The organism is Paenibacillus xylanexedens, from assembly GCF_007680605.1.
In the GTDB taxonomy this organism is placed as follows: Bacteria; Bacillota; Bacilli; order Paenibacillales; family Paenibacillaceae; genus Paenibacillus; species Paenibacillus xylanexedens_B.
Genome location: NZ_VEIO01000001.1, coordinates 3,139,972 through 3,153,097, shown reverse-complemented (window position 1 = coordinate 3,153,097; position 13,126 = coordinate 3,139,972). Strand labels below are relative to the sequence as shown.

Sequence of the window (13,126 nt, the reverse complement as noted above, 5' to 3'; positions counted from 1 at the left end):
GGGGGACAGGGAGATGTATAAAGTATTACTGGTCGATGATGAACCGTTTGCGATTGAAGGTCTGCAGTTGTTAATTGATTGGCGAAAATTCGGATTCGAAATTAACGGTGTGTGCACCAATGGAGAAGAGGCAGTCGAAGCGATCCGTACGAGTAAACCTGATCTGGTTGTCACGGATATTCATATGCCAGCGATGAACGGGCTGGAATTGATTGAAGAGGCACGTCGTCTGGGGCATGATTCCACCATGTTTGTCATTACAAGTGGTTACAGCGATTTTAATTACGCGAGGCAGGCCATTCGTCTTGGCGTCAGCAATTATTTAACCAAACCTGTGGATACGATGGAAGCGGACGATATGCTGGAGAGACTGGCGCAGGAGTTGAAGGAGAAGCAGCAGCGCGAGAGTGTTCGAGAACAGGCGAAAGTGCAGGAAACCCGTCATGTTTTGGCTGCACTGGCCACTGGACAGGAAGTTGAGGATGCAGAACAGATGGCTCATGATATCGCCGATTTGTATGAACAAGCTCAGAAATGGACGTATGTGAAAATAAGATTTCAGCGTGCTGATTCTGGACAGATTCGCTCGATGATTCATGAGACCGTGAGCCGTGAACCGTGCTGTTATGTGGTGGAAAATGAACTGGATACCTGCGGCATTGTATGGGGGGAAGGTTCTTCAGAACCAGAAACATGGGAAGGAAGAAGCCATCGGGATTTTGCGGAAAGGTTGTTGTCTGTCTTGAATGGAGTTGTTCCGGACGGAGTACAGTGTGCCGTAGGTCTACCTGTGCAGCAACCGGAAGCCTTATCTCTTTCCAGAAGTATGGCTGTCGAAACGGAGCGTTTTTTGTTTCTGCACCAAGGGAATTTGCTATTCGCCGAAGATCTTCAGGAACAACGTCTAAGATTTAATCCCGAATCTCTCCGTGAAGTGGATCTCATTATGGAGCATCTGGAGAACGGTTCGCCAGAACAATTAAGTCTGTCGGTTAGAGAAGCATTCCATCAATTTGTAATGAACAAGACTGCGCCTGAATTTGTGCACATATTCATGACCCAAATTTTATTCCGTGGTTTTTCTCTATGCAAGGAGCTTGGAGGAGAAACGAAGGATCTGTTGCTGGATACAGCCTTTCATTCCGATGACCGGTATCACTGGAACATCGAAAATTCAGCGAGTATGCTGGAAAGCTTTTGCCTGAAGTGTCAAGCTGTGGCATCGTCTCTACGTCAAAAACAGCTTGGCGGAACACAGGCGATGGTAGCTGAGTACTTGCAGGAGCATTTTAGAGAGACCTTTACCATTAAGGAGCTGGCTGAACGTTTTTTCATGCATCCTGTGCATCTGGGTCAATCTTTTATGCGCAAATATGGCAAGGGTGTTCTCGATATGGTACATGATCTAAGGATAGAGGAAGCGATAAGATTGCTCAGAGATTCGGACGATGCTTCTTGTGCGATTGCAGAGCAGGTTGGTTATAAGAGCTACCAGCATTTTCTAAAACAATTTGAGCGAAGAACAGGGCTGAAGCCGGCTGAGTATCGCCTTAAGCATGCTAGGTAGAGCATATATAAGGAGGTATGATCCGGTTCAAGACCTCCTGCAATTAAGGGGGGGAGATGCTTAAATCTGTTTATTTTGAAACCGCATACATTTCCTCATAATGAAGACAGTAAGGCAAACCACTTCCAAGGAGGCGCAATACATGGGGGGATTGAAGAAAAAGAAACTTTGGGGTTCCGTTTCTCTTGTTCTGGCATTAACTCTGGCACTGGCAGGATGCAGTGGAGAAGAGGCCAAAACGACGACACCCGATGGTAAGGAAGTATTAAACATCTCGGCATTTATTGGTACACCAAATCAGGCACCGGCAGCGGATAACCGCATCTACAAAAAGATTGAAGATGAGCTGGGTGTCAAACTAAACATGGAGTTTCTGGTCGGTGACCTGCAACAGAAGCTAGGTGTTATGGTTGCGGGTGGAGAATACCCGGATCTGATTACGGCAGATACCAAACTGGTTGCGGCCGGCGCGGTTATTCCACTGGAGGATCTGATCGAGCAACATGCTCCAAATCTCAAAAAGCATTACGCAAAAGATTGGGAACGGATGAAAGATTCCAGTGATGGACATATTTACTGGTTGCCAAACTATGGTGTATACACGGGTGAGTTCATCAGTAACTACTATTCCGGTCCTGCGTTCTGGATTCAAAAGCAGGTCCTGAAAGAAGCCGGATATCCAACACCGAAAACACTGGATGAGTATATGAAACTGATTCGTGATTATACTGCGAAACATCCGACAACAGCGGATGGACAGCCAACGATTGGTTTTACAACTTTGGCTTCCGACTGGAGAACCTTCCCACTGCTCAATCCGCCAGAACACTTGACAGGTCATCCGAATGATGGCGGGGTTGTTGTTGATGACAAAGGTGTTGCAACCGTATTCGCGGATAAAGATATTTCGAAAAAATATTATAAAGAGCTGAATAGTCTATATAATGAAGGACTGCTTGATAAAGAAGCTTTCGTTCAGAACTATGACCAGTATCTCGCTAAAATCTCTTCCGGACGCGTTGTCGGTATGTTTGACCAGCACTGGAACTTCCAGCAAGGTGAAGATCCGCTCGTAGCTCAGAACAAAATTGGTGAAACGTATGTTGGTTTCCCGCTTGTATATGACACTAGCATCAAGGATCACTACCTGGATCGTCCGGTCATCAACTTGAACAACGGTTTTGGTATCAGTAAAGATGCTAAAGACCCTGTTGCAATCCTGGAATTCCTCGATAAGCTGATGGATGAAAAGTATCAAAAGTTGCTTTCCTGGGGTGAAGAGGGCGTAGACTACATGGTCAACGATAAAGGAAGATTCTATCGTACGCCTGAACAACGTCTTCAACAGGAAGACCCGGCATGGAAACTGGCTAACAAAGCAGAAGGCTTCTACGGTGCAGCACCGAAAATGGAAGGTACTTTCTCGGATGGCAACGCGATTGGTGCAACCAATCAGCCTGAAGAATTCTATGATGGCTTGAAGAAAGAGGACAAAGAATTGCTGGATGCATACGGTTTCAAAACATGGAGTGATTTCTTCTCTCCTGCACCTGAAAACCCAGTGTATTATCCAGCATGGCAAGTGGACTTGAAAGAAGGTTCAGATGCTTCGGTAGCCAATAAACAAATGACCGATACGTCGCTGAAGTATTTGCCTAGAGCGATCATGTCCAATGCAGATCAATTTGATTCGATCTGGAGCGAGTATGTGGATGCTTACAAGAAAATCAACGTGAAAGCATATGAAGACCGAATCAATGAGCAATTACAATGGCGGATCCAGAACTGGACCGTGAAATAAATAAAAGCGGTTGTTGGATTGACTCGGGAGGTGTGAGGCGCATGAATGTAAATCATGCCCTGCCTTCCCGAGCAATTCATTCCTAAAATCCGCTGTACGTTGATAGGAGGAGTGAAAGATGGCGAATACGCCGGGAGCCATACAGGAAAAATCTGCTCCAACCGTTGTGACCAAGACGCCTCTGATGAAGCGCCTGCGCAGTCAAAAACAACTGATGTTTATGTCTCTGCCCATCGTCGCTTATATTTTGGTTTTCTCGTATTATCCGATCTGGGGCTGGGTTATGGCGTTCCAGAATTACAGTCCAGCGAAGAAATTCTCGCAGCAGGAGTGGGTCGGACTTAAGCATTTCAAGTTTCTGCTTACGGACGACGCGTTTCTGAACGTGCTTCGCAATACGATCGCGATGAGTTTAATTAACATGATTCTTGGCTTTGTGACAGCCATTGTTTTTGCGATTTTGCTGAATGAAATCAAACACAAGCTATACAAGCGCACGATTCAAACGATCTCATATCTGCCTCACTTCCTGTCATGGATCATCGTTACGGGCATTGTAGCCAGTTCGTTATCCGTTGATGGCGGGATTGTGAACGTGGTGTTGATGAAGTTAGGATTCATTAAAGAACCCATCATGTGGCTCAGCGTTCCAGAGTATTTCTGGGGGATTGTCGGTGCATCACACGTATGGAAAGAAGTCGGCTGGAATGCAATCATCTATCTGGCGGCGATCACTTCCATTGACCCTTCACTCTATGAAGCGGCTGAGATTGATGGAGCTAACCGGTATAAAAAAATGTTGTATGTTACGTTGCCTGGCATCAAGTCCATCGTCATTATCTTGTTGATTATGAACATGGGATGGATTCTGGAAGCCGGATTCGAAGTCCAGTACTTGCTTGGCAATGGTGTCGTTGTTGACTGGTCTCAGACCATTGATATCTTTGTCTTGAAATACGGGCTACAGATCGGTAACTATTCACTTGCTACCGCAGCTGGTATATTCAAAACGGTCGTCAGTATCACCCTGATATTTGCGGCTAACTCAATATCCAAACGATTCGGCGAAGACCGATTAATATGAGGAGGACACATCGATGGGAATAAACAAATCTCGAGTTGAGCCGATTGTCTTCCACACATTTAACGGCTTGCTGATGATCTTTATTGCAGTAGTAACCTTATATCCATTTTTGAACACTCTGGCTATTTCTTTTAATGCGGGTAACGATACAATTCGGGGCGGAATCTATCTGTTGCCGAGGGAGTGGACTACCCAAAACTACAAAGCTGTATTTGCGGGTGGAACCATATTCGCGGCTTTCGGGGTCTCGGTTGCCAGAACTGTACTAGGTACTGTTCTCAGCTTGTTCCTCACCTCGATGCTGGCATATACGCTGAGCCGCAAAGACTATATTCTGCGCAAACCGATCACGATTATCGTTGTAATGACGATGTATTTCAGTGCAGGTCTCATTCCAACGTACTTCCTGATCAAAGATTTGCACCTGCTTAACAACTTCTTGGTATACATCATTCCGGGTCTGATCAGTGCGTTTAATATGATCGTTATTCGGACGTATATCCAGACGTTGCCTGAAGGACTGATTGAGTCAGCCAAGATTGATGGTGCCGGCGATTTCAGAACATTTATGTCGATCATTTTACCACTGTGTCAGCCTGTACTCGCAACGGTCGCGTTGTTCATTGCGGTAGGACAATGGAACTCATGGTTTGATACGTTCCTGTATGCTTCATCCAAGCAAAACCTGAGTACGTTGCAGTATGAGTTGATGAAACTGTTGTCTTCTTCTATGAACACGAACAGCAGTGCTGCGGTATCTAGCGGGGCAGATATGGGGCAAGCGCGTAACATGGTTACGCCGATATCGATCCGGGCAGCGATCACCATTGTTGCAGCATTGCCAATCCTTGTCGTGTATCCGTTCTTGCAGAAGTACTTTGTACACGGATTGCAACTAGGTAGTGTGAAGGAATAGTAAGAAGCAGAAACGATGAGTTATCATCGTTAGGAAGCAAATTAGGATAGAATCTAAAGAAGTCGGCCGAGTGAGGCCGGCTTTTTTTGGTATACGCAGTTATAAGCAAAATAAGAAAGAAAAGACATCCGTTCAATTGCTGATATGTTATAATTTTCAGTAATACGGCGTGGTCTTGTGAGTCAGCGTCAAGTATTGGATACAAATGGATAGGAACACCTGGGGAAGCAGCAACGAGATATTAGACATGCTCCAGGCGCTAAGTTTCTAGATCTTGAGCAATTTCTTGTCTCTGTTCATATCCAATAGAATGAAGATCTAGCTGAAACGTTATATCCTCAAGGGTCATAAATCTAATTCAAGATGGAGTTGAATAAGATGGAAAGCATCCGTAATAATGCGTTAACGTTTATCGGGAATTTCGTGATGGCCTATTTTATTTTTGGAGAGGGGACCATTGGTAAGCCGCTAATATTTGCGTTTTGGATGCTTATGTTGATGATGGGGATGGACTGGTACAAACGCAGGGGGAGTCATACACTTAATTAGCATATGGACCGTGGAGCCGATTCTGGCAGAGGATCGGCTGTTTGGTATACAATTTTAGAGGGGGAAGTGATGGATTGATATCACGTATGCTTTCGCTTGACTCGTTCCGATGTTGGATGCAACGTAAACAGGAACAGTTGCAGGTGCTCCAGATCTCAACGGAAGAGAGAAAAGAGAATCCTGAAAATGAGAAGGAGTGCACTTCCGATCCTTTCATTGGATATGTTCATGAATCGGAGAGAGCTATGGGGCAGGTCACCTTATGGGCCTCTCGTCAGATGGAGTTTGAGGTAATCAACATCCACACAGAAGAACGTTTAGTATGGACGTATGTTGAGCAGATTGAAGAGCAAGAAGACAATTTTAATAAGATATTGAAGCCTTACTTCGGCGCGTTGCAGTCTGGAGTCAAGGTCTAGCAGAGCTTGTCGGAATTGTGTATTGTAGAGTGAACGAGGACACCCATTTACATCCGAGCTGTTGTTCATTACACTTGATAAGTAACGCTTATAAATAGGGTATACGTAATATTAATTCAGATTATCAGGAGGACGTTATTATGCATCAATCAGCACACATTCAGGAAGCACGCGATTACATATTAAACCGGATCAATACCAAGCCAGTGGTAGGTATGATTCTGGGTTCAGGATTGGGAGCACTCGCAGACGAGATTGAGAATGCAACAGTGATTCCTTATACAGAGATTCCATATTTTGCTCAATCCGAAGCCATCGGACACGCTAATGAATTGGTGATTGGAGAACTAATGGGGAAGACCGTTGTAGCCATGAAAGGCCGTCTTCACTATTATGAAGGCTTTACCCTAGATGAAGTAACATTCCCGGTTCGCATTATGAAGGCACTGGGCGTTGAACAACTGATCGTCACCAACGCTTGTGGTGCGGTCAACACCGGTTTTGAACCAGGCCAGCTCATGCTGATTACGGATCATATTAATCTGGTTGGCAACAATCCGTTGATTGGACCAAACAATGCTGATCTGGGCGTGCGCTTCCCGGATGTGTCTCAAGTATACAACCGTGAATTGCGCAGTGTCGCTCTCAAGGTTGCCGAAGAGCAAAATGTAAGCCTGCAACAAGGGGTGTACGCGTGGTGGAGTGGCCCGGCTTATGAAACACCTGCTGAGATTCGCATGATCCGCACGATGGGTGCGGACGCTGTAGGGATGTCTACTGTACCAGAAGCGATTGTTGCCATTCATGGCGGCATGAAGGTACTCGGCATTTCCTGTCTGACAAACATGGCATGTGGTATTCTGGATCAACCGCTCAGCCATGATGAAGTTATTGAGGTAGCCGCGAAAGTGAAGACAACGTTTATCGGCTTGGTTAAAGGCATTTTGCAAAAAATGTAACAATAGAGACACTCTCATAAAAATTAAAGACAAATAGACTCATTCATTGAATTCGTGAATGGGTCTATTTAATCCATAAAAAACTTTGCTGTGGCCAAACTTTATATTTGCCTCCATGCGGGTAAATCAATTTATACGTTTGCATTTTTCGACTTGTACCTGAATGGGTCTGCATTGGTTCTGTTGACGAGTAGGCATTTCGTTTACAATGGAATGAGCACGTATAGAAACAGTCAGGAGGCGAAGGGATGATTAAGGGATTGACCAAGGCAGGACTTGGCAAGCTGGAATCCGATAAACAATATATTATGTATGCGGCTCAGTACGGATTTAGAGCTGTAGATTTGAATCCGCTTTCATATGTAAAAAAGTACGGCGAGGAAGGGGCAAAATATTTGCTGGAGAGCCATGAAGTCAGGATTGGGTCTTCCGATTTGCCGGTGGAATGGCGCGCTACAGACGAGAAATTCCGGGAGGGGCTACCGAACCTGGTAGCAATGGCCGAAGCATCTGCCGCACTGAACGTAGACAAATGCTGTACCTACATTCTGCCCTCTACCGATCAGCCTGCAGCGACATTTATGGCTGCAGCGACCAAACGACTAAGACTTTGTGCTGATATTCTGGATGCTTACGGTATCCGGCTCGGACTGGAGTTTGTGGGATGTCATCACTTGCGTACGCAATGGAAGAATCCGTTTCTTTGGCGTGTAGAGGATACGTTGGACTGGATCGATACGATACATGCACCCAATGTCGGTCTGCTCGTCGATTCGTATCACTGGCACACGAACGGGATGGAGATGAATGAGCTGCTGAAGCTAAAGCGGGAGCAGGTGGTTCATGTGCATATTAATGATGCCTATGACCTGCCGATTGAGGAATTGAAGGACGGGGAACGGCTTTACCCGGGAGAAGGTATCATTAATCTAACAGGTTTTCTGAAAAATCTGCAGGCCATCGGTTACGACGATGTTGTGGCTCAGGAAGTACTCGCTCCTGCATCCGAACTGGATGTGGAGTCAAGATTTGCCAAGTCGAAGGAAGGCTTTGATCGGGTGTTTGCTTCTCTTTAAAAAAATACGATAACCTTTGACCCATGCAATTTGTATGGGTTCTTTGTTGTTGCAATCAAGGGGCGAGCCGAATTGTAATGAAAATTTTACAATATGAATGTGTTTATATGAAAACATTGACAATGCATTAACAATTCCAAGATTTCCCGTTTACAAATCCCTCCTATAATTACAAACGTGATAGGTCATTTTTACTATGAACGTGGATAGTTTGGGGGGATGAGGCGGACAAGCTCTCATATTGACGATACATGCAAGCATACCAAGCAGGGCACAGCAACATCAGGCAAGATCATATGGAGAAAAGAAGGGTGACAAGAGCCAATGTCAATGAAGAAGACGTTAGTAGTGTCCATGGTAGCCACAGTTTTAACAACCTCTGTGGCTCACGCAGTATCGGCTGCTCCTGCAACAAAATCTGTAGCTAGTACGAATGCAGCTCAGGTGAAAAACTCCACGTTTACCATAAACGGTAACAGTGTCATTGTACGTTCGATTGTGAAAAATGGAGAAACGCTTGTAGCCGTTCGTGATGTAATTCAAGCGATCGGTGCACAAGCTGAAATAGCAAACGGAGCGACGGTGATTCAATTGAATGGTCACACGGTCAGCTTGCAGAACAAGTCCAAGCAGCTTGTCGTGGACGGGGCTAGGGTGAATCTGAACCAGCCGGTTAAGATCATTGGAGGAGTAAGCTACGTTGCACTTCGTCCGCTCGTGGCAGGCGTAGGCGGTACCGTTGGATTGAAGAACGGTCAGCTTGAAGTCAGCACGATTGCTCTGATTGAAGGTACAGAGAACCCGCGTTTTGCCGGAGCCAATGAGCTGATTGTCTCCAAAAATGACGATGAGGGCAGAAGTGATTATCTCATCAATACAGCTACTGGAAAATATGAGCTGTTGTTAACGACTGAAGGTGGTTCAGACCTCGTTGTGTCTCCAAGCGGCAATCAAGCAGCCTATACGAATGCAGAAGGAGCCGTATACGTTATCGATTTGAAAACGAAGGCTTCCAAGCTCATTACGAATGATACAAGCATCAAGCCGGAGCTGGTCTGGTCTGCAGACGAGAGTTCGATTTATTTCCTGCAAGGAGATAAAGGATCGGTGATCGCCAACTTGAATCTGGCGGACGGTACTATCAAGAAACTGGTGGAAGATAAAGTCGATTACAAAGAAAACTTGAATGTGTCGCTGAGCGGCAAACGATTCGTCTATACCGTAACTACTCTGGGTAAAGTAACCGCAGATTCGACGAATGTAGATGCAGACAATGTGGACATTGATTTCTCGGCGAATCAACAGCAATTATTTTCATATAACAACGGTTTTGAAAAACCATCGGCGGTGAAGCTAACCACCTCCACGGATGATAAAGTATTTATTTATTCTGCAGATGGTCAGAAAGCTTACTACGTAAGCGTACCGTCTGAAGATGGTAATGCTTCACTGATGTCCGTAGATGCATCCCAGAAACCAATCACCGTGTATAACGAGCATGATGTAGAACAAGCAGTTCTTTCAGGCGGTACCTTATACGTACTTGCTGCGCAGGATGATAAGAACAGCGTGATCCTGTCCATCGATACGGTAACCGGACAACAATCCAAGTTGTACACCGTGTCCTCTGATGTATCTTCTATCGTTGTGAAGGGTTCACAGATTGCTGTCGTTGAGAACGGACGAGTGCTGGTGCAAGCAGATGGCAGCTGGAAAGCTGTAACGAAGTAAAAACATACGCTTCGATGCGTATTTGAAATGAAAAAGCGTAATTAAAAAAATGAAATGAATAATAAAACGCAAAATTCGAGAGGAGCTTTTTACAATGAAAAAATGGATTAAACCTTTCACAGCCATGCTGATGGCTGTATCCCTGGTTGGTGGACTTGGTGGTGCAATGACAGCATCGGCTGCCAAAAGCACGGAGAAAGGCAAAATTGTCATCAATGGATCTTCTGCACTCCTTCCATTGACGCTTCAAGCTGCGAGTGAATTCAAGAAAGACAATCCAAAAGTTAAAATCTCGGCATCCGCTGCGGGTTCCGTGACTGGCCCACAATCCGTTCGTAAAGGCATTGCAGATATCGGTGCGGTAGACTGGGATGCATCCAAGGATGTTCCTGGCTTCAAAAAATTCGACGGACAGGTTGCTCATCCGGTAGCTGTAACTGTGTTTACCGCGGTAGTAAATACAAACGTGGGTGTAACGAATCTGACTACGAAACAATTGCAAGACATCTTCTCCGGCAAAGTAACGAACTGGAAAGAAGTTGGCGGTTCAGACGGTAAAATCGTTGTGGTTAACCGTAAGTTCGGATCAGGTACACGTGTTAACTTCCAACAAAAAGCACTAGATGGTAAAGACTTCATGAGCAAAGGTGACAACTACAAAGAAGTAGGTTCGAGCGGTGACATGAAAACGACCATCGAAACGACACCTAACGCGATTGGTTATATCGACCTGCCTTACGTAACAAGCAAAATGAAAGCCGTATCCATTAATGGCGTAGCTCCAACAGAGAAAAACGTGCTGAACAAAACATACAAAGTATGGGGTATCGGATACTACATGACGAAAGGTCAACCAACGGGTGCAACGAAAGCATTCATCGAATACATCCAAAGCAACAAATTCCAGAACGGTTCCCTGAAAAAGCTGAAATTCATTCCGCTCGCAGCCGTTAAGTAAAACGTTCGGTCTGATCTGAATCAGACTTCAACATCTTGCACCTGCATTTCATACGAAAGGGATAGCCAGCTTCCGCGCGTGGTCGCCAAGCTGGCTTCTCTATGTGAAAGGAAGAGTCCTCTATGATGGAATTGAATCCACCGGCGAACAGCCCGGCTCCGAATGAGCTTGGCCCAAGCCTTGGGAAAGCGCCCGAGAAGGAAAGACGCTTTGACCGTAAAGCACGCCTCCGGTGGTCTAACCGTATGTTTCGCATCCTTTGCATTGGCAGTGCGGCCTTTGTCTGCCTCGTTCTGTTCTGTATTCTGGTGCTTATGCTTCGCACAGGTGTCCTCACTTTTGCGGACGTCTCGCTGAAGGAGTTCTTTTTCTCCACGAACTGGGACCCGGAAAATGAGCACTATGGTGCGCTAACCTTTATTCTGGGTACGTTTGCTCTCACTGGACTTACGATGCTCATGGCGATTCCAATATCGGTAATCATCGCTGTATTTCTGGCGGAAATGACACCAAAATGGATTCGTCGCCTGTTGCGTCCAGTGCTCGATCTGCTGGTGGGTATCCCGTCCGTCGTATACGGTTATCTTGGTTTGACGGTATTGATCCCATGGCTTAGAGACTTGAGCGGACGTGATTTGGCAGACGGTCTGCTGGCAGCATCTATTGTGCTCACGATTATGGTACTGCCCACGATTAGCCGAATTAGTGATGATGCGATCTCCGCCGTACCGAACAAATACCGGGATGCGGCGTATGCACTCGGTACGAATCGGTTTCAAACGATTACCCGGGTTGTGCTTCCTGCGGCAAGAGGGGGCATTATGTATGCTGTTATCCTGGGCATGACACGTGCCATTGGTGAGACGATGGCAGTGGTGATGGTTATTGGGAATACGGCACAGCTGCCGACCAGTTTGTTCACGCCAACCGCCGTGCTGACCAGTAACATTGTGATGCAAATCTCCAGCGTGGAGTTCGATTCGATCTGGAATCATGGTTTATACATGATGGGCTTTATTTTGCTGGCGATCTCCATCCTGATGATCGTTGCCGTGAGAATGCTACAGAAGAGAGGGGGACGTCACCTGTGAGTGTGAAAAGAGAGGTTAATCCGGCTACTACGTATTCCTTTGGCAAACGGCGAGCGTCCTCGGCATGGATGGATCGGCTGTTTACGGGGACAGTGTGGGGCGTAGGTATCATCGTTATTTTATTTATTGTGGGATTGTTGTTCCTGTTGTTGCAAAAAGGGTTGCCGATGCTCAGCTGGGATTTCCTGTACGGTGTACCGAGTGAGATTGAAGAAGGCGGAGGCATTGGCCCGGCACTATTTAACTCTTTTTACGTACTGATTCTGTCTCTTCTCATCTCGATTCCGATCGGGCTTGCAGCAGGTATATACCTTGCTGAATTTGCACCAAACAACAAACGGATTGAGGTTGTGCGCATATGCGTGGAAGGGCTGTCGTCCGTGCCATCGATTATTTTTGGTTTGTTTGGGATTGCATTGTTTGTAGAGTATTTCGAGATCGGTCTGACGATTCTTGGCGCTGCGGTCAGTCTTGCCTTCCTGAACTTGCCCGTGTTGACCCGGGTGACAGAGGAATCGGTTCGTGCGGTACCAACCGAGCTTCGTAACGGTTCGGTTGCACTGGGTGCGACGCATCTGCAGACGATTCGGCAGGTGGTTCTTCCGGTTGCGTTGAACGGAATCATGACAGGCATCTGCTTGACCGCAGGCCGTGCTTTTGGCGAAAGTGCCGTTATTATCCTCACTGCGGGTGTATCCACGTCCGGCGAGATGTGGGATTTCAATCTGTTATCGCCAGGCGGAACGCTGGCCGTGCATCTGTGGTATATCCAGTCCGAGGCCATTGTGCCGGATGCAGAGCAGATTGCCCAGAAATCTACGGCGGTGCTGATCTTTGTCGTGCTGCTTATCAATATTTTATTCCGTGTGCCGCTGTGGTTTAATTCTCGTAAAAATCAAGTGTAACGTAAAGCCAAAGTCTATGCGGGCAAACCTGTTATGTCTGCTATAAAAATAGTATATTCCAATTCATCGC

12 protein-coding genes are annotated in these 13,126 nt (G+C 46.2%); all 12 read left to right on the top strand.

Features of this window, described 5'->3' with window-relative positions; genetic code table 11:
- Nucleotides 1-13 precede the first annotated feature (13 nt).
- The 12 genes from FS818_RS13925 to pstA all read left to right on the top strand — a co-directional run bounded on the left by FS818_RS13925 (nucleotide 14) and on the right by pstA (nucleotide 13,056).
- Nucleotides 14-1,567, top strand: a complete 1,554-nt coding sequence (locus FS818_RS13925; protein WP_145332585.1) for a response regulator transcription factor — start codon at nucleotides 14-16, stop codon at nucleotides 1,565-1,567.
- Between the two features lie 142 nt (nucleotides 1,568-1,709).
- A complete protein-coding gene (locus FS818_RS13920; RefSeq protein WP_145332584.1) occupies nucleotides 1,710-3,368 on the top strand; it encodes an ABC transporter substrate-binding protein in 1,659 nt (552 codons plus the stop codon).
- A gap of 184 nt (nucleotides 3,369-3,552) precedes the next feature.
- The gene (locus FS818_RS13915) at nucleotides 3,553-4,452 is read left to right on the top strand and encodes an ABC transporter permease (protein WP_090915693.1); all 900 of its coding nucleotides are present in this window, start codon (nucleotides 3,553-3,555) and stop codon (nucleotides 4,450-4,452) included.
- A 13-nt stretch (nucleotides 4,453-4,465) separates the two neighbouring features.
- A complete protein-coding gene (locus FS818_RS13910; protein ID WP_145332583.1) occupies nucleotides 4,466-5,368 on the top strand; it encodes a carbohydrate ABC transporter permease in 903 nt (300 codons plus the stop codon).
- 378 nt (nucleotides 5,369-5,746) lie between these two features.
- Nucleotides 5,747-5,917: a hypothetical protein gene (locus tag FS818_RS28795; RefSeq protein ID WP_186375480.1), complete on the top strand. Its 171-nt coding sequence runs from the start codon at nucleotides 5,747-5,749 to the stop codon at nucleotides 5,915-5,917.
- Between the two features lie 116 nt (nucleotides 5,918-6,033).
- Nucleotides 6,034-6,336: a hypothetical protein gene (locus tag FS818_RS13905; protein ID WP_145332581.1), complete on the top strand. Its 303-nt coding sequence runs from the start codon at nucleotides 6,034-6,036 to the stop codon at nucleotides 6,334-6,336.
- 140 nt (nucleotides 6,337-6,476) lie between these two features.
- Nucleotides 6,477-7,295 (top strand): purine-nucleoside phosphorylase, encoded by an 819-nt coding sequence (locus FS818_RS13900; RefSeq protein WP_145332579.1) that lies wholly within the window; start codon nucleotides 6,477-6,479, stop codon nucleotides 7,293-7,295.
- A 248-nt stretch (nucleotides 7,296-7,543) separates the two neighbouring features.
- Nucleotides 7,544-8,371 carry a sugar phosphate isomerase/epimerase family protein gene (locus FS818_RS13895; protein WP_145332577.1) on the top strand — a complete coding sequence of 276 codons (828 nt, stop codon included), beginning with the start codon at nucleotides 7,544-7,546 and terminating at the stop codon, nucleotides 8,369-8,371.
- Between the two features lie 330 nt (nucleotides 8,372-8,701).
- Complete coding sequence (locus FS818_RS13890; RefSeq protein ID WP_260989849.1) at nucleotides 8,702-10,102, top strand: stalk domain-containing protein; 1,401 nt, start codon at nucleotides 8,702-8,704, stop codon at nucleotides 10,100-10,102.
- Nucleotides 10,103-10,196: 94 nt separating this feature from the next.
- On the top strand, nucleotides 10,197-11,060 hold the full coding sequence (locus FS818_RS13885) for a phosphate ABC transporter substrate-binding protein (protein WP_123062783.1): 864 nt from the start codon (nucleotides 10,197-10,199) through the stop codon (nucleotides 11,058-11,060).
- A 122-nt stretch (nucleotides 11,061-11,182) separates the two neighbouring features.
- Nucleotides 11,183-12,151: a phosphate ABC transporter permease subunit PstC gene (gene pstC, locus FS818_RS13880; protein WP_145332575.1), complete on the top strand. Its 969-nt coding sequence runs from the start codon at nucleotides 11,183-11,185 to the stop codon at nucleotides 12,149-12,151.
- On the top strand, nucleotides 12,148-13,056 hold the full coding sequence (pstA, locus tag FS818_RS13875) for a phosphate ABC transporter permease PstA (protein WP_145332573.1): 909 nt from the start codon (nucleotides 12,148-12,150) through the stop codon (nucleotides 13,054-13,056). The genes pstC and pstA overlap by 4 nt, the downstream gene beginning before the upstream one ends.
- Nucleotides 13,057-13,126 lie beyond the last annotated feature (70 nt).

Excerpts from the sequence above, each read along its gene's own strand:
- FS818_RS13885 (WP_123062783.1), top strand. The coding sequence starts at position 10,197 with ATGAAAAAATGGATTAAACCTTTCACAGCCATGCTGATGGCTGTATCC.
- FS818_RS13900 (WP_145332579.1), top strand. The coding sequence starts at position 6,477 with ATGCATCAATCAGCACACATTCAGGAAGCACGCGATTACATATTAAAC.
- FS818_RS13910 (WP_145332583.1), top strand. The coding sequence starts at position 4,466 with ATGGGAATAAACAAATCTCGAGTTGAGCCGATTGTCTTCCACACATTT.
- FS818_RS13895 (WP_145332577.1), top strand. The coding sequence starts at position 7,544 with ATGATTAAGGGATTGACCAAGGCAGGACTTGGCAAGCTGGAATCCGAT.
- pstC (WP_145332575.1), top strand. The coding sequence starts at position 11,183 with ATGATGGAATTGAATCCACCGGCGAACAGCCCGGCTCCGAATGAGCTT.
- FS818_RS13905 (WP_145332581.1), top strand. The coding sequence starts at position 6,034 with ATGCAACGTAAACAGGAACAGTTGCAGGTGCTCCAGATCTCAACGGAA.
- FS818_RS13920 (WP_145332584.1), top strand. The coding sequence starts at position 1,710 with ATGGGGGGATTGAAGAAAAAGAAACTTTGGGGTTCCGTTTCTCTTGTT.
- FS818_RS28795 (WP_186375480.1), top strand. The coding sequence starts at position 5,747 with ATGGAAAGCATCCGTAATAATGCGTTAACGTTTATCGGGAATTTCGTG.
- FS818_RS13915 (WP_090915693.1), top strand. The coding sequence starts at position 3,553 with ATGAAGCGCCTGCGCAGTCAAAAACAACTGATGTTTATGTCTCTGCCC.
- FS818_RS13890 (WP_260989849.1), top strand. The coding sequence starts at position 8,702 with ATGAAGAAGACGTTAGTAGTGTCCATGGTAGCCACAGTTTTAACAACC.
- FS818_RS13925 (WP_145332585.1), top strand. The coding sequence starts at position 14 with ATGTATAAAGTATTACTGGTCGATGATGAACCGTTTGCGATTGAAGGT.